Origin of the sequence: Streptomyces sp. NPDC059989 (assembly GCF_042736975.1) — a bacterium.
In the GTDB taxonomy this organism is placed as follows: domain Bacteria; phylum Actinomycetota; class Actinomycetes; order Streptomycetales; family Streptomycetaceae; genus Streptomyces.
The window spans coordinates 25,651-40,230 of sequence record NZ_JBHWUO010000041.1 but is presented as its reverse complement, the minus strand read 5'-3'; the positions used below and the strand labels follow the sequence as shown (position 1 = coordinate 40,230).

Genomic DNA, 14,580 nt, shown 5'->3' with positions numbered 1-14,580 from the left:
GAAAATTCAGCCCCTCAGTCCCATTCCAGGCCGCCGCGGCGCCACACGTAGGCGTAGGCGACGAAGACGGTGAGCACGAAGAGCAGCATCTCGACGAGCCCGAAGATCCCCAGGGAGTCGAAGGTGACGGCCCAGGGGTAGAGGAAGACAACCTCGATGTCGAAGACGATGAAGAGCATCGCCGTCAGGTAGTACTTGATGGGGAAGCGGCCGCCGCCGGCCGGAACCGGAGTGGGCTCGATGCCGCACTCGTATGCCTCAAGCTTTGCCCGGTTGTACCGTTTTGGACCGATCAGCGTGGCCATGACCACGGAGAAGATCGCAAACCCTGCGCCGAGGGCGCCGAGCACGAGGATGGGCGCGTACGCATTCACGCTCCTCGCTCCTTCCAGTCGTCCTTGACCGTTGGACCGCCGCCGGCACCGCATGCCCCGCCTCGCGAAGATCACGCTTTTGATCGAGCGCTTGCATGTGAGGCAGTTCACAAGCCGGACTGCTGCGCATCTTATGCCCGCTCCTCTGTGATCTGCGACACGGGTTGCAACAACGAGTTTGTGATCTCCACCACCTGACGAACGATCATGAAGTCCAATGAGTGGTGATCTTCATACGTGAAGCATCCACATGATCACCAAAGGTGACATCTGACCTCGTTACCGCAGGTAGGAGGGGTGTTGCCCTATCAAATCGTGCCCCGTGCAGGCAAATTGGCAACACGGGCGCGGGAATGATAAAGGGATCGGCGTCATCCGGTCGGGGGAGCCCGCGCATACGGAGGTGGACACGGGGCAGACGGAGGGACGCGGGGCCCGTCATCCGTGTGCATCCGTTCACGAATCCCGGCGGTCGGTTCACAGCGAGATCACGACCGGGCCACAGCGTCCGCACAGCGTGACTCTTCTGTGACCTGCGCCACTCCCGATTCGTGACGGCGAAAGAGGGCTTGGCCATCTGTCCGGAGGGATGGTAGGCCGGGGATCAATACGGACTTATTGCGGAAACCCCATGATCACAGCCTTGTGAGCGCCTGTCCGTTTCGCCCGATACGGCGTCAATGAGAAGCGCGACGCGCCCGGTTCGCGCCCTTCGCGCACAACTGTGGCGCAGACCACGTTTCTTGAAGGGACCCCGGGGCCCCTGATAGCGGTTGTCCTCATGTCCACCACCGCTCACATACCCAGCCACCGGAAGCCCCGCCGCAGCGCCTCGAAGCTCGCGGTCCGCGCCGGAGTTGCCGGTGGCGTCCTCAGCACCCTGGCCATGGCCGGCACCGCGAGCGCGTCCCCGTCCGCAGAGCCCGTGGCCGAGACGACGCTCGAAATGCCGGTCCTCAACCTGGACCTGGCCGCCGAGGTCTCCTCCGCCGTCACCACCGCCGCCGAGAACACCCGCGCGGCCGCCGTCGAGGGCGAACTGACCGCCCAGGAGGAGAGCGCCCGTACCGGCGCCGCCGCCGAGGCGAAGAAGGCCAAGGAAGACGCCCAGCAGAAGGCCGACGCCGAGAAGAAGGTCCAGGAAGAGGCGGCCCGCAAGGCCGAGGCCGAGCGTGCCAACCGCTCCACCGCCCGCGCCTCCCTGTCGACCAAGTCCTCCTCGGGCTCGACCTCCAGCGACGGTTCCGGCGCCTCCGTGGCCGCCCCGGCCACCGGCTCCGCCGCGGCCATCGTGAACTTCGCCCGCGCGCAGGTCGGCAAGGCGTACGTCATGGGCGGCACCGGCCCGTCCTCGTTCGACTGCTCCGGCCTCGTCCAGGCCGCCTACCGCCAGGCCGGCATCTCCCTGCCGCGCATGTCCCAGGCGCAGTCCTCGGCCGGCACGTCCGTCTCGCTCAACGCCCTGCAGCCGGGCGACATCCTGTACTGGGGCTCCAAGGGCAGCGCGTACCACGTGGCCATCTACGTCGGCGGCGGCAAGTTCGTCGGCGCGCAGAACCCCAGCACGGGCATCGTCGAGCGCAACCTGAGCTACGACAAGCCGACGGGCGCCGTGCGCGTCCTCTGAGCCGTCGTCCGCGCGCTCTCTGGCGTCACGAAGGGCCGGTACTCCCCCGCTCGGGGGTGGAGTACCGGCCCTTCGTCTTGCCCGGGGGCGGCTTGGGCCCGCCTCGGGGCCACCTCGGGCCACTTCGGGCCTCCTCGGCCCGTCTCGGGCCGTCTCGGGGGCGCGCGGGGCGTGTGCGGCGCGTGTGGGGCGTCCCTCGGCTCAGCCCAGGCCCGCCGCCAGCTTGAAGCGGGCCTCGCGCTGCCGCTTGTAGAGGGCGAGCGTCTCCGCGTGCTCCTCCACCAGCCGCTCCTGGTACGCCTTCTCGACGGCGGCCCAGATCCCGACGAGGTTCACCTCGCGCTTGCACGCGACATCGGCCTTGGCCGCGCTGACGGCCTTGGGTCCGCCCCTGTCGCTCTCCAGGCCCAGCTTCTCGACGACGTCATGACGACGTAGGCGCTGTCGCTCAGCTGCGGGGCCGGCAGCTTGGGCGGCTTTCCCTCGCCGGCGGACTTGTCGTATCCGTGGGCTGCCGCGAACGCCGGATCGGCCGACCCGAAGAGGTACCGGTGCCGGTCCTCTGCCTCTCCGCCCCCGGCCTCGGCCGACTTCACCCCGTCGTAGGCGAACCCGTACCGGGCCATGCACCGGGAGACCAGCACCTGCTGTGCCTGGCCCATCCGGATCCGCTCGGCCTCGGTGTCCGTGTACGCGTCCATCGGAAAGGACAGTCCGGCCGTCGGCGGGTTGACCGCCACGGGCCCGAGCTTCGGCTCGCCGCCCTCGGCGCCACCGGTACCGGAGCAGCCGGCCAGGAGCCCGGCCGCCAGCAGGACGGTCCATTGGCGGCGGGCGGTTCCCATCGGGTGGGCTCCCTATTTCGGCTTCCGCTCAAGCGGTGGCCGAAGACACAATCCAGTCCGCCGGAGTTATAGAAAAGTCCGAACCCGAATTCCGGATATCCGCCCACCCGGCCGGGATTCAACAGCCCGACGCGTCCGCGGGCAAGCCCCTTCTTGCCTGATGGACGTTCAAATTCGTTGACTGGCAGGTAGCTTGCGGCACTTGACCGCGCTGCCTACTATCACTCGATTCCTACTTCTACCGCTGCAAGGGAAATCCCGACGTGCGCGCACGCCATCTGGCTCCACTGCTCCTCATATGCGTTTCGCTGGCGGCCTGTGGAGCCGAGAAAGGGGAGCCGAAGGCAAGTGACAGTCCGCCGCCCACCGCAGCGGACATCGCTTATCACGACTGTCTCAAGGGGCAGGGCCTGAAGATCGTGTACACGGACTACGGGGCACCGCGCGTGGACAAGACGCAGCCCATCGAAAAGGTCGAGGCGGGCCAGCGGGCCTGCGCCGACAAGCTCCCGCCGCAGGCCGCCCCGCAGCAGGCCGGCCCCGAGGTCATCGCCGCCGGGCAGAAGAAGACCGACTGCATGCGGGCCGAGGGCGTCTCCTGGTACCCGGACCCCGACCCGGTGACGGGCGAGTTCACCGATGTCGGGCTCACCGATGAACAGCGGGGCAGCCTGAAGCGGGACCACGCGGACGCCCTGCGGAAGTGCCTCGGCGCCAGGTAGACGGGTGGGGCCCCGGCCCAAACGGCCGGGGCCCCGCGCTCACGCCGTCAGACCAGCGAAGCCGCCAGCTTGAAGCGGGCGTCGCGCTGCTTCTTGTAGAGGGCGAGCGTCTCCGCGTGCTCCTCCACCAGCTGCCCCTGGTACGCCGTCTCCACCGCCGCCCAGACGCCCACCAGGTTCACCTCGCGCTTGCACCTGACGTCGGCTCCGGCGACGGCGACCGCCTTGGGACCGGCCTTGTCGTCCTCCAAGCCCAGCTTCCCCGTCACGTCGTACGGGGTCTCCACCCCGCCGTACCCGGCCTTGGACATGCAGTCGGACCAGCCCTTCAGCACGGCGGCCACCCGGGAGTCCCGCTGCGACCGGGTGTGCGCCTCGGAGGCGAGCCCGAAGGAGAAGAGCAGGTCGACGCTGTCCTTGGTGGGCGCGTACAGCTTGCGGTACCCCTCCCGCAGGCAGCCGCCGGCCGGCACCTTCTGCCCGCCGGCCTCGACCCCGCTGTCGGCCTTGTCGGCCTCCTCCTGGGTCTTCGGATCCGGGCCGGAGGGAACCTTCTCGCCCGGCCGGGTCCCGAACAGCACGGCGGCCGCGCTCTCGGTGAGCTGCGGCGGAGCCGGCTTCGCCGTGCGCGGGCCCCCCGCGGTGTCGTCGTAGCCGTGCGCCGCCGCCTGCGCGGGGTCCGCCACCCCGAACAGGTTCCGGTGCCGATCCTCGTCATCGCCGGAGGCCCCGGTCCGCGCCGACGGATCCTCGTACGTGAACCCGTACCGGGCCATGCACTGAGCCGTCAGCCGGTCCTGCACCCCGTCCATCCGCCGGGTCTCGGCGGCGGAGTCGGTATAGGCGTCCAGGGGCAGGGAGATGGCCGAGGTGGCGGGGTTCGCCGCGACGGGGCCGAGGGCAGGTTCGCGGCCGTCCTTGCCCTTCCCCCCGCCGGCGTCGGCGCAGCCTCCCAGCAGGGTGACGGCTGCCGTCAGAACGGCGGTGGTGAGGGCCTGGCGGCGCCGGGCGGGAGACATGAGCGGTTCCTTCGGGGTTCTGGCGGCTTAGTACCACTCCAGGGAGCTGATCGAGTTCTTGAAGTTGCTGGAAGCGTCACCGGTCCAGCCCTTCGGGACCGAGCCCCGGATTCCGCTGTAGTTGCTGTTCGTGTAGACGTACCGGCCGTAAACGTCCAGGTTCTTGTACGAGTAGGTGTTGTCGTTCACGTTCTGACCGCGGCCACCGCAGCCCGCCGGACCGGTGAAGTAGTCGTTGGTGAGGTTGGGGTCGTCGTTGTTGCTGTCGAAGACGCAGCCCTGCTGACCGGCGTCCCAGTACAGGCCGAACTCGAACTGCTCCAGGTACCCGTCGTGCACCCACGCCGAAGCGGGCGAGGCCGTCGTCACCAGCAGGGCGGCGGCAATGGCCGCAGGGGCAGCCGCGAAACGCAGTGCGCGCAGGTTCTTGTTCATTCGCACATTCCTCACCATAGGAAGAGACAACAGGGCTGAGTCGCCAACGGCCTGACGCCTGGCGGGAGTTAAATACAGTCAAGATCCGGACACAAGCTCAAATCTCAATCGACGGACAGTCAAAAAGCTGTTTTGAGACGGGACTTGCCCACCCCGGAAACCCTCCCTAGGATCACGAATCGCGTTCGCACGTCACGTCACGTCACTCTGCGGCGCCCTCATCCAGATGCCACTTCGGGGGAGCGCCCTTCATGCGCAAGTACGTGCCCGCCACAGCCCTTGCCCTGGCCCTCGCGCTCAGCGCGTGCTCCGGTGACAAAGAGCCTTCGGCGAGCGATAGTCCTCCGCCCGGCAAGGCGGAGATCGCCTACTACGACTGCCTCGAGGACCACGGCGTGGCCATCGTCCACACCGACTCCGGTGCACTCCGCGTGGACAAGGACAAGCCGCTCGACAAGCTCCCCGCCGCCCAGAAGGCCTGCGAGGACAAGGCCCCGACGCCGCCCTCCCCCGAGAAGGCCGACCCCAAGCTGCTGGCCGCCGCGCAGAAGGAGGCCGCGTGCCTGCGGGCCGAGGGCGTCTCCTGGTACCCGGACCCGGATCCGGTCACCGGCCGGTGGCCCGACTTCTCCCCGGAGCAGGCGGCCGAACTCAGGACGAAGCACATCGAAGCGGTCCGCTCGTGCCGGCAGGAAAGGAATCCCGGCGGCCAGAGCGTGGTCGGCGGGTGAGCGAGCTGCGGGACGTCGTGGAAGACGTACGGAGCTCCGCGCCGGCCTCCGCCGCCGAGGCGGACCGGAGCGGTCTCGCCCGGGGGCGGCGCGTGGTGCTCGGCGTGGTGGCCGGGGCCGCGCTCATGGCCGTCGGCGGGCTGCTGGCCACCGCGGTGGTGAAGTCCCCGGCGCAGGTGGCCGCGGAGACCGGGCCGCCCGTGCAGGGGCCGCTGACCGCGGAGGTCGAGCGGCGGGTGCTCGCGCAGACCGTGGTGATGCGCGGGACCGTGGTCGCCGACCAGAGCATCGAGGTGTCCCCGCAGCCCCGTTCCGGCGAGGGCGCGGGCACGCCCGTGGTGACCAAACTGCCGCTCAAGGCCGGGGACGCGGTCGCCGCCGGGCAGCTGCTGGCCGAGGTGTCGGGGCGGCCCGTGTTCACCCTCAAAGGCACCCTGCCCGTCTACCGCGACCTCAAGCCGGGTGCCACCGGCGACGACGTCGCGCAGTTGCAGCAGGCGCTGCGGGAGCTCGGACACGGCACCGGCTCCGACCCCAAGGGCTTCTTCGGCCCGGGCACCAAGGCCGCGCTCGCCGCCCGCTACCGGGCCATCGGCTACGACCCGCTGCCCGCGGTGGCGGACGGCGGCGAGGCCCTCAAGGCCGCGCGGGAGGCCGTACGGTCGGCCGAGTGGGCCGTCGAGGACGCCGAGAACGCCCGCGCGGGCCAGGCGGCGGCTCCCGGCGCCACCGCCGCACCCGGCGGGAAGACGGCCGGCGCCGACGGCGGGAAGACCGCCGGGACCGACGGCGGGAAGACCGCCGGGACCGGCGGCGGCTCCGGCGATGCCGACCGTACGGCCTCCCGCGCCCGCCAGGCACTCACCGACGCCCGGACCCGGCTGGCCACGGCCGAGGCCGCCGACGGGCCGATGCTGCCCGCCGCCGAGACCGTGTTCCTCGGGGCCTTCCCCGCCCGCGTCAGCGGGGTCGGCGGCCGCGTCGGCGGACCCGTGTCCGGGTCGGTGCTCACGCTGTCCGCCGGGGAACTCGTCGTCGAGGCCTACCTGAAGGACGACAAGAAGCAGCTGCTGCGCGCCGGAATGGCGGTGACGGTCTCCTCCGAGGTCGCCGGCACCGACGCCCGGGGCAAGGTCTCCGCGGTCGCCACCGAGCGGTCCTCCGGCCCGCCGGCCGGACAGCAGCCCGACCAGAACGCCCAGGGGGCCGGCCAGGGCGGCGCCGCCCAGGGCAAGAGCGGCGGCGCCGATCTCGGCTACCGGATGGTGGTCCGCGCCGACCAGCCGCTGCCCGCCGGATTCGCCGGGCAGGACGTGCGGCTGACCATCGAGTCCGCCTCCACCGACGGCGAGGCCCTCGTCGTCCCGGTCACCGCCGTCTCCGCCGGCGCGGACGGCCGTACGGTCGTCACCGCCGTGGCAGCCGACGGCACGCAGCGGCGCATAGAGGTGCGCACCGGCACCAACGGCGACGGCTACGTGGCCGTGAGCCCGGTACAGGCCGGTGCGCTCGCCGCGGGCACCCGGGTCGTCATCGGCGTCGCCCCGAAGGGGACCGCCAGGTGAGGTTCCCGTTCCCCCGCCCGCGCCGTACCGGATCCGGCGGGCCCCCGGATCCGGCTGCCCCCGATGCATCTGATGCACCTGATGCACTTGATCTCCCCGGTGCCGCGGACACTGCCGACACCCCCGGCACCCCCGGCACCCCCGACACCCCCGGCACCCCCGGCACCCCCGGCACCCCCGGCACCCCCGGCACCCCCGGCACCCCCGGCACCCCCGTCATCGAGTTCCGGGGGGTCGCGCTCACCTATCCCGGGCCGCCGCCCGTGGAGGCCCTCAAGCCCTGCGAACTGATCGTGCACCGCGGCGAGTTCGTCACCATCGTGGGCCCCTCCGGCTCGGGCAAGTCCACCTTCCTGAACGTCGCCGGGCTCCTCGACTCCCCGACCGCCGGCCACTACCTCCTCGACGGCATCGACACCGCCGGGCTCCCCGACCGCGACCGGACCGCCCTGCGCGGCCGCCGCATCGGCTTCGTCTTCCAGTCCTTCCACCTCCTGCCCCACCGCTCGGCCCTGGAGAACGTCGCCCTCGCCATGCTCTACACCTCGGTCCCCCGCGCGGAGCGCCTCACGCGGGCCCGCGAGGCCCTCGAACAGGTCGGCCTCAGCCACCGGGAGACCGCCGTCCCCGGCCGCCTCTCCGGCGGCGAGCGCCAGCGCGTGGCCATCGCCCGCGCCCTCGTCGGCCGGCCCTCGCTGCTGCTGTGCGACGAGCCGACCGGCAATCTGGACTCCGCCAACGCCGCCTCCGTCCTGACCCTGCTGGACGAACTGCACGCCGCGGGGATGACCGTCATGGTGATCACCCACGACACCGAGGTCGCCGCGCGCGGCCGCCGGACCGTCACCGTCCGCGACGGCCTGCTGCGCGAGCAGGTGGCCGCGTGAGGGTGGATCCGACCCGGCTGTCCGTACGCGACGCCCTCGCCGAGGCCGTCGCCGGCATGCTGCGCCGCCCCGGCCGGGCCGTGCTCACCGCGCTCGGGACGGTGCTCGGCGTCGGCAGCTTCGTGGCCGTGCTGGGCCTGACCGCCACCATCTCCTCCCAGATCGACGGCCGGTTCAACGTCCTGACCGCCACCGAGGTGACCGTCGAGGACATCGCCGGCCGGCAGAACGAGTTCGCCGGTCCCGGCTTCCCTGCCGACGCCGAGCAGCGGCTGCGCGCCGTCGCGGGCATCCGCAGCGCCGGGGTCATGTGGACCGTGCGGCTGGACTCGACGACCACCGTCGGCGCCCTGCCCTCCGGCGGCGGCAACGCCGCCACCGGCATCAGCGTCGTCGCCGCCTCCCCCGGGGCCGTCGCCGCGCTCGTGCCCACCCTCCAGGAGGGGCGGCTCTACGACGACTTCGCCGAGCGGAGCCGCCAGCACGTCGTGCTCATCGGCAGCGGCGTCGCCGAACGGCTCGGCATCACCACCCTGGCCACCCGGCCCGCCCTCTACATCGGCCAGGAGCCCTTCACCGTCGCCGGCATCCTCGCCGACGTCGAGCGCAAGCCGGAGAACCTGCTGTCGGTGCTCGTGCCCCGGGCCACCGCCGAGGAGCTGTGGGGCCCTCCCCCGCCGGCCGCCGCGAGCATGCTGATCGCCGCCGAACTCGGCGCCGCCCGCCAGGTCGCCGACCTCGCCCCGCTGGCGCTGCGCCCCGACCATCCCGAGTACCTCAAGGCCGTACCGCCCCCGGATCCGCGGATGCTGCGCTCCGGCGTGACCTCAGACCTGAGCGCGCTCTTCCTGCTGCTCGCCGGGATCTGCCTGGTCATCGGCGCCGTCGGGATCGCGAACACCACCCTGGTCGCCGTGCTGGAGCGGACCGCCGAGATCGGGTTGCGCCGGGCCCTCGGCGCCCGCGGCCGGCACGTCTCCGCCCAGTTCCTCACCGAGTCCGCGACGCTGGGCGCGCTCGGCGGCCTGGTCGGCACGTCCCTGGGCGAGCTGACCGTGGTCGCCGTCTCCCTGGCCCGCGACTGGACCCCGGTGATCCACCCCGCCACCGTCGCCGCGGCCCCGCTCGCCGGGCTGGTCACGGGGCTGCTGGCCGGGCTCTATCCCGCCTGGCGGGCAGCCCGTATCGAACCGGCCGAGGCCCTGCGAAGATAGCGGCTGCGCGCCTGACCCTCAGACCGCAGCCCGACCCTGGAGGTGGTGGTCCGTGAGCACCAAGCCGTACGAGTACCACGGCACCGGCGGCGGGGCCGCCGTTCCGGCCGCCCTCGGGCTCTGCCTCCTCGCGGTCGGCGGCTGGCTGCTGACCACCGCCCGCCCCTGGCAGAAGCCGGGCCACCCGCTCACCCTGGGCCTCGGCTGGAGCGCCTCGGGGGTGCTGCTGATCTGCGGGCTGGTGCTGATGGCCCGGTGCGTGCGCACGGTGCACGGCGCGGACGCCGAACCGGGCCGGGCCGGGGAAACCCCCGCCCGACCCGCGGACCAGTAGCCCTCGTCAGGCCTTCGGGGCCACCTTCGACAGGCCGTTGATGATGCGGTCCATCGCGTCGCCGCCCGTCGGGTCGGTCAGGTTGGCCAGCATCTTCAGCGTGAACCGCATCAGCACCGGGTGCGTCAGGCCGCGCTGCGTGGCGATCTTCATGACCTTCGGGTTGCCGATCAGCTTCACGAAGGCGCGGCCCAGGGTGTAGTAGCCGCCGTAGGTCTCCTTCAGGACCTTCGGGTAGCTGTGCAGGGTCAGTTCGCGCAGCGCGGGGGTGGCGCGGGAGTGGGCCTGGACGATGACGTCGGCCGCGATCTGGCCCGACTCCATGGCGTAGGCGATGCCCTCGCCGTTGAACGGGTTGACCAGGCCGCCCGCGTCACCGACGAGCAGCAGGCCCTTGGTGTAGTGCGGCTGCCGGTTGAAGGCCATCGGCAGGGCCGCGCCGCGGATCGGCTGCGTCATGTTCTCGGGGGTGTAGCCCCAGTCCTCCGGCATGGACGCGCACCAGGCCTTGAGGACCTCGCGCCAGTCCAGCTCCTTGAAGGCGGAGGAGGAGTTGAGGATGCCGAGGCCGACGTTGGACGTGCCGTCGCCCATGCCGAAGATCCAGCCGTAGCCGGGCAGCAGCCGGTCCTGGGGGCCGCGCCGGTCCCACAGCTCCAGCCAGGACTCCAGGTAGTCGTCGTCGTGGCGGGGCGAGGTGAAGTACGTACGGACGGCCACGCCCATGGGCCGGTCCTCGCGCCGGTGCAGGCCCATCGCGAGGGACAGGCGCGAGGAGTTGCCGTCGGCGGCGACGACGAGCGGGGCGCTGAAGGTGACCGGGGTCTTCTCCTCGCCGAGCTTCGCCTGCACGCCGGTGATGTGCCCGGTGCGGGGGTCGCGGACGGGCTCGCCGACGTTGCAGCGCTCGTAGAGGCGGGCGCCGGCCTTCTGCGCCTGGCGGGCCAGGGTCTCGTCGAAGTCGTCGCGCTTGCGGACCAGTCCGTAGTCCGGGTAGGAGGCGAGTTCCGGCCAGTCCAGCTGGAGCCGCTGCCCGCCGCCGATGATGCGCAGGCCCTTGTTGCGGAGCCAGCCGGCCTCTTCAGAGATGTCGATGCCCATCGACACCAGCTGCTTGGTGGCGCGGGGCGTCAGGCCGTCACCGCAGACCTTCTCCCGGGGGAAGGCCGTCTTCTCCAGGAGCAGGACGTCCAACCCGGCCTTGGCGAGGTAGTACGCGGTGGTCGAGCCGGCGGGCCCGGCCCCGACGACGATCACGTCCGCGGAGTGTTCGGAGAGGGGCTCGGTCACGGCGGGATCTCCCGAAGGCTCGATTAGCTCGATAAAGGGTGCCCATTGGCACCGGACATGTGCAGTCTATGCAGCGAGAGAGATCACGATCCGAAGGGCTGCCCTGATGACCACCTCGCCGACCCGGCCGCTGCCCGTGGTACAGCTCCGCGTGCCCACCGACGAGGACGCGCACGCCTGGCACCGCGTCTTCGACGACCCCGACGTCATGGAGTTCCTCGGCGGTCCGGCCGAACCGTCCGTGTACGAGGAGATCACCGCGCGGCAGCGCATGCACGACGCACAGCTCGGCTACTGCCTGTGGACGCTGCTGGACGCGGAGGGCGCGGTGCTCGGCTTCACCGGCGCCCAGCCGTGGCCCCGGGAGAAGGCGTGGGGGCCGGTCGGCGAGATCGAGATCGGCTGGCGGCTGGCCCGGACGGCATGGGGCCAGGGCTACGCGTATGCCGCTGCGCTGGCGACGCTGGAGCGGGTCCGGGCGGCCGGTGTTCCGCACGTGGTGGCGATGATCAACGACGAGAACGCGCGGTCGATCGCGGTGGCGGAACGCCTCGGCATGACCCTGGCCGACCGCTTCCCCCTCCCGGGCGGCACCCGCGTCGGCCGCCGCTACGAACTGACGCTCGCGCGGGGGTGAGGAAGGGGCGGGGCGAGGAAGGGGCGGGGGCGGGGGCGAGGAACGGGCCGGGTGTACGGGTTCACGCGTGAGCGGGACTTTTACCCCCTCGGGTCCCCGCCCTGGGCCGGTGGTTGCCTACCCGCCCCCCCGGCCTGCTGGTCGGTGGCTTCGGGGGTCGGGACCCAAGCGGGGGGCATCAGGGAGGGTTTGGGGGTTTCCCGTCAGTCTCATCGTCTCTCCGTGTCGGGCCGGCCTGTCAAGGGCGCTCCTTCGTCGCGTCGCTTCGCGATGGCCTTCGGCCACCCTTGACAGACCGTCCCGCCACGGAAATACGAAGACTGCCGGGAACCCCCCAAAAGAACGGCACGGGTCAGAGAGACCGGGGGCGGGGCGATCAGGGAGCGACTGCCCGTTCCCGGTCCATCCGGACCCCCGCCCGGGGCCGATAGGCATGCATGTTCCGGGTCGGGGGCGGCCCTACCTGCACCAAACAGCGGCGAGAAGCCCATCCGGAGCCGCAGACGCGTCAAATCGCTACGCGCTCCTATCGGCTTGGCGTCCGGCGGCCGTCTGGGGCTGGGAATAGGCCGCCACTAATCGCTACGCGGCTGAGGTGATCTGGCGGCGATCGGACCGGCATGGGCTGGACATAGGCCGCCCACGAGGGTGTGGGTGTGGGGGCTGGTGGGCGCCTGCGGGCGGTCGGCGGGGCGCCCACCTGCAGACGACGTGCCGTGGGCAGGCGTCTGCGACCAGTTGGCGGACCCACCAGCAGAAGAGGTCCCGTGGGCAGGCGCCTGCGGGCAGTTGGAAGCACCCACCGGTAAGACGTGTGATGGATATCCGTCTGCGGGTAGTTGGCAGCGACCACCGGTAGGAGATGTGCCGTGGGTGAGTGTTTGCGGGTAGCGCGCGGCGCCCAGCCCGCACCAGAAGTGCCCGTGAGGGGGCCTGCGGGCAGTTGGTGGCGCTCATCGGTAGGTCCAGTGCGGTGGGCGGGTGCCTGCCGGTAGTTGGCGGGCGCTCACCGGCACAAGAAGTGTCCAGCGGTGGGCGGATGCGGCAGGTTGCTCGCGCTCACCGGCGCCAGGAGTGCCCGTGATGGGCGCCTGCGGCAGGTTGGTGGCGGTCGCAGCCGTGAGACGGACTGTCGGGGGCGTCTGCGGCCGGATTTGTCGTGGAGAAGTGCCCAGATGGAGCCGGATGCCGGACTTTTCAACCTCACACTCCGCCAAGGCGCTTGGCGGCCTCCAATCCGCCGCCAAATCGGCACAAACTACCCGCTGTCGCCGTCTCGGGGACGCTTGTAGCGATCTCGGGCGGCTTATGTCCAGCCCATGGCGAGCTGATCGCCGCCAGATCACCCCAGCCGCGTAGCGATTAGTGGCGGCCTATTCCCAGCCCCAGACGGCCGCCGGACGCCAAGCCGCGAGGAGCGCGTAGCGATCTGACGCGTCCACCCGCCTGACCTGCCGCTAACCCTCTCTGGCCGCTGTCTGATGACACTTCGGCCGCCCCCGACCCGGAACATCCATGCCTATCCGCCCCGGGCGGAAGTCTCCCTGGCGCCCGCGCCCCCACCCCTGCCCAGCCTGGGTGGTGGGCAGTGGCATGCCCCGGGAACCAGGCAGCCCATCCCTGATCTCCCTGCCCCGGTCTCTCCGCCCCGTGCCGTTCTTTTGGGGGGTTCCCGGCAGTCTTCGTATTTCCGTGGCGGGACGGTCTGTCAAGGGTGGCCGAAGGCCATCGCGAAGCGACGCGACCGCAGGGAGCGCCCTTGACAGGCCGGCCCGACACGGAGAGACGATGAGACTGACGGGAAACCCCCAAACCATCCCTGATGCCCCCCGCTTGGGTCCCGACCCCCGAAGCCACCGATCGGCATGGCAGGCAAGCCGGGGGCGGGTGGGCAACCGCCGGCCCAGTGCGGGGACCCGAGGGGGTAAAAGTCCCGCACACGCGTGAACCCGTACACCCGGCCCGTTCCTCGCCCCCAACCCCCTAGAACACCGACAGCCCCGTCAGCGTCGTGAAGCGGTCGAGGGCGGCGACGCCCGCGACGGAGTTGCCCTGCGCGTCCAGGCCCGGGCTCCAGACCGCCACCGTGCACTGCCCCGGCACGACCGCCACGATGCCGCCCCCCACCCCGCTCTTGCCCGGCAGCCCGACCCGGTAGGCGAACTCGCCCGCCGCGTCGTACGTCCCGCACGTCAGCATCACCGCGTTGATCTGCTTCGCCTCGCTCCGCGTCAGCAGCCGCGACCCGTCCGCCCGCAGCCCGTGCCGCGCCAGGAAGCGCGCGGCACGCGCCAGGTCCGCGCAGCTCATCTCGATGGAGCACTGCCAGAAGTAGTGGTCCAGCAGCGCCGGCACCGGGTTGTCGATGTTGCCGTACGAGGCCATGAAGTGGGCGACGGCGGCGTTCCGGTCGCCGTGCTCGTGCTCGGAGGCCGCGACCTCGGCGTCGAAGGCGACGTCCGGGTTCCCGCTCTCCTCCCGCAGGAACCGCAGCAGTTCGCTGCTCGCGTCACCCGTCAGCGTCTGGAGCCGGTCCGTCACCACGAGCGCCCCCGCGTTGATGAACGGGTTGCGCGGGATGCCGTTCTCGTACTCCAGCTGCACGAGGGAGTTGAAGGGGTTGCCGGAGGGCTCCCGGCCCACCCGCTCCCACAGGCTGTCGCCGCCCTCCGCCAGCGCGAGCGCCAGCGCGAAGACCTTGGTGATGGACTGGGTGGAGAAGGGGACCTGCCAGTCCCCCACCCCGAAGACGTTGCCGTCGAGGTCGACGATCGCCATCCCGAACCGCCGCGGCTCCACGGACGCGAGCGCCGGGATGTACTCGGCGGGCGTGCCGCTGCCGATCAGCGGGACGATGTCCTCCGCGACCTGCTCCAGCAGCGTTTGGTAGTCCACCGCGG

At 71.4% G+C, this 14,580-nt stretch carries 15 protein-coding genes; 8 read left to right on the top strand and 7 right to left on the bottom strand.

What is annotated here, in order from left to right:
* Nucleotides 1–14 precede the first annotated feature (14 nt).
* Nucleotides 15–374: an NADH-quinone oxidoreductase subunit A gene (locus ACFWBN_RS29350; protein WP_008738438.1), complete on the bottom strand. Its 360-nt coding sequence runs from the start codon at nt 372–374 to the stop codon at nt 15–17.
* Nucleotides 375–1,155: 781 nt separating this feature from the next.
* Here ACFWBN_RS29350 and ACFWBN_RS29345 point away from each other — a divergent pair.
* Nucleotides 1,156–2,001 (top strand): C40 family peptidase, encoded by an 846-nt coding sequence (locus tag ACFWBN_RS29345; RefSeq protein WP_385181233.1) that lies wholly within the window; start codon nt 1,156–1,158, stop codon nt 1,999–2,001.
* 201 nt (nt 2,002–2,202) lie between these two features.
* Here the strand turns inward: ACFWBN_RS29345 and ACFWBN_RS29340 are convergent, their stop codons facing one another.
* The gene (locus tag ACFWBN_RS29340; RefSeq protein WP_385181231.1) at nt 2,203–2,337 is read right to left on the bottom strand and encodes a hypothetical protein; all 135 of its coding nucleotides are present in this window, start codon (nt 2,335–2,337) and stop codon (nt 2,203–2,205) included.
* On the bottom strand, nt 2,334–2,846 hold the full coding sequence (locus ACFWBN_RS29335) for a hypothetical protein (protein WP_385181228.1): 513 nt from the start codon (nt 2,844–2,846) through the stop codon (nt 2,334–2,336). The genes ACFWBN_RS29340 and ACFWBN_RS29335 overlap by 4 nt, the downstream gene beginning before the upstream one ends.
* A 446-nt stretch (nt 2,847–3,292) precedes the next feature.
* Between ACFWBN_RS29335 and ACFWBN_RS29330 the strand changes: the two genes are divergently transcribed.
* Nucleotides 3,293–3,568 (top strand): hypothetical protein, encoded by a 276-nt coding sequence (locus ACFWBN_RS29330; protein WP_385181225.1) that lies wholly within the window; start codon nt 3,293–3,295, stop codon nt 3,566–3,568.
* 47 nt (nt 3,569–3,615) lie between these two features.
* On the opposite strand, the gene ACFWBN_RS29325 is transcribed toward ACFWBN_RS29330, so the two are convergent.
* A complete protein-coding gene (locus ACFWBN_RS29325) occupies nt 3,616–4,587 on the bottom strand; it encodes a hypothetical protein (protein ID WP_385181223.1) in 972 nt (323 codons plus the stop codon).
* A gap of 27 nt (nt 4,588–4,614) precedes the next feature.
* Entirely contained in the window at nt 4,615–5,022 is a 408-nt protein-coding gene (locus tag ACFWBN_RS29320; RefSeq protein WP_385181220.1) for a hypothetical protein, read from the bottom strand.
* Nucleotides 5,023–5,273: 251 nt separating this feature from the next.
* Here ACFWBN_RS29320 and ACFWBN_RS29315 point away from each other — a divergent pair, with 251 nt between their 5' ends.
* The 5 genes from ACFWBN_RS29315 to ACFWBN_RS29295 all read left to right on the top strand — a co-directional run bounded on the left by ACFWBN_RS29315 (nt 5,274) and on the right by ACFWBN_RS29295 (nt 9,753).
* Nucleotides 5,274–5,753: a hypothetical protein gene (locus ACFWBN_RS29315; protein ID WP_385181217.1), complete on the top strand. Its 480-nt coding sequence runs from the start codon at nt 5,274–5,276 to the stop codon at nt 5,751–5,753.
* The gene (locus ACFWBN_RS29310; RefSeq protein WP_385181215.1) at nt 5,750–7,318 is read left to right on the top strand and encodes a peptidoglycan-binding protein; all 1,569 of its coding nucleotides are present in this window, start codon (nt 5,750–5,752) and stop codon (nt 7,316–7,318) included. The genes ACFWBN_RS29315 and ACFWBN_RS29310 overlap by 4 nt, the downstream gene beginning before the upstream one ends.
* Nucleotides 7,319–7,536: 218 nt before the next feature.
* The gene (locus ACFWBN_RS29305; protein ID WP_385181292.1) at nt 7,537–8,205 is read left to right on the top strand and encodes an ABC transporter ATP-binding protein; all 669 of its coding nucleotides are present in this window, start codon (nt 7,537–7,539) and stop codon (nt 8,203–8,205) included.
* A complete protein-coding gene (locus tag ACFWBN_RS29300) occupies nt 8,202–9,419 on the top strand; it encodes an ABC transporter permease (RefSeq protein ID WP_385181213.1) in 1,218 nt (405 codons plus the stop codon). The genes ACFWBN_RS29305 and ACFWBN_RS29300 overlap by 4 nt, the downstream gene beginning before the upstream one ends.
* A 52-nt stretch (nt 9,420–9,471) precedes the next feature.
* Nucleotides 9,472–9,753, top strand: coding sequence for a hypothetical protein (locus ACFWBN_RS29295; RefSeq protein WP_385181210.1), 282 nt, complete (start codon nt 9,472–9,474; stop codon nt 9,751–9,753).
* A gap of 6 nt (nt 9,754–9,759) precedes the next feature.
* Here ACFWBN_RS29295 and ACFWBN_RS29290 read toward each other — a convergent pair whose 3' ends face one another.
* Nucleotides 9,760–11,043, bottom strand: a complete 1,284-nt coding sequence (locus ACFWBN_RS29290; protein ID WP_385181208.1) for a geranylgeranyl reductase family protein — start codon at nt 11,041–11,043, stop codon at nt 9,760–9,762.
* 106 nt (nt 11,044–11,149) lie between these two features.
* On the opposite strand from ACFWBN_RS29290, the gene ACFWBN_RS29285 reads away from it, so the two are divergent.
* The gene (locus tag ACFWBN_RS29285; protein WP_385181206.1) at nt 11,150–11,680 is read left to right on the top strand and encodes a GNAT family N-acetyltransferase; all 531 of its coding nucleotides are present in this window, start codon (nt 11,150–11,152) and stop codon (nt 11,678–11,680) included.
* Between the two features lie 1,983 nt (nt 11,681–13,663).
* Here the strand turns inward: ACFWBN_RS29285 and ACFWBN_RS29280 are convergent.
* A complete protein-coding gene (locus ACFWBN_RS29280) occupies nt 13,664–14,575 on the bottom strand; it encodes a glutaminase (RefSeq protein WP_385181203.1) in 912 nt (303 codons plus the stop codon).
* Nucleotides 14,576–14,580: the final 5 nt, after the last annotated feature.

Coding starts and splice junctions, on each gene's coding strand:
- ACFWBN_RS29345 (WP_385181233.1), top strand. CDS start 1,156: ATGTCCACCACCGCTCACATACCCAGCCACCGGAAGCCCCGCCGCAGC.
- ACFWBN_RS29335 (WP_385181228.1), bottom strand. CDS start 2,846: ATGGGAACCGCCCGCCGCCAATGGACCGTCCTGCTGGCGGCCGGGCTC.
- ACFWBN_RS29325 (WP_385181223.1), bottom strand. CDS start 4,587: ATGTCTCCCGCCCGGCGCCGCCAGGCCCTCACCACCGCCGTTCTGACG.
- ACFWBN_RS29320 (WP_385181220.1), bottom strand. CDS start 5,022: ATGAACAAGAACCTGCGCGCACTGCGTTTCGCGGCTGCCCCTGCGGCC.
- ACFWBN_RS29315 (WP_385181217.1), top strand. CDS start 5,274: ATGCGCAAGTACGTGCCCGCCACAGCCCTTGCCCTGGCCCTCGCGCTC.
- ACFWBN_RS29285 (WP_385181206.1), top strand. CDS start 11,150: ATGACCACCTCGCCGACCCGGCCGCTGCCCGTGGTACAGCTCCGCGTG.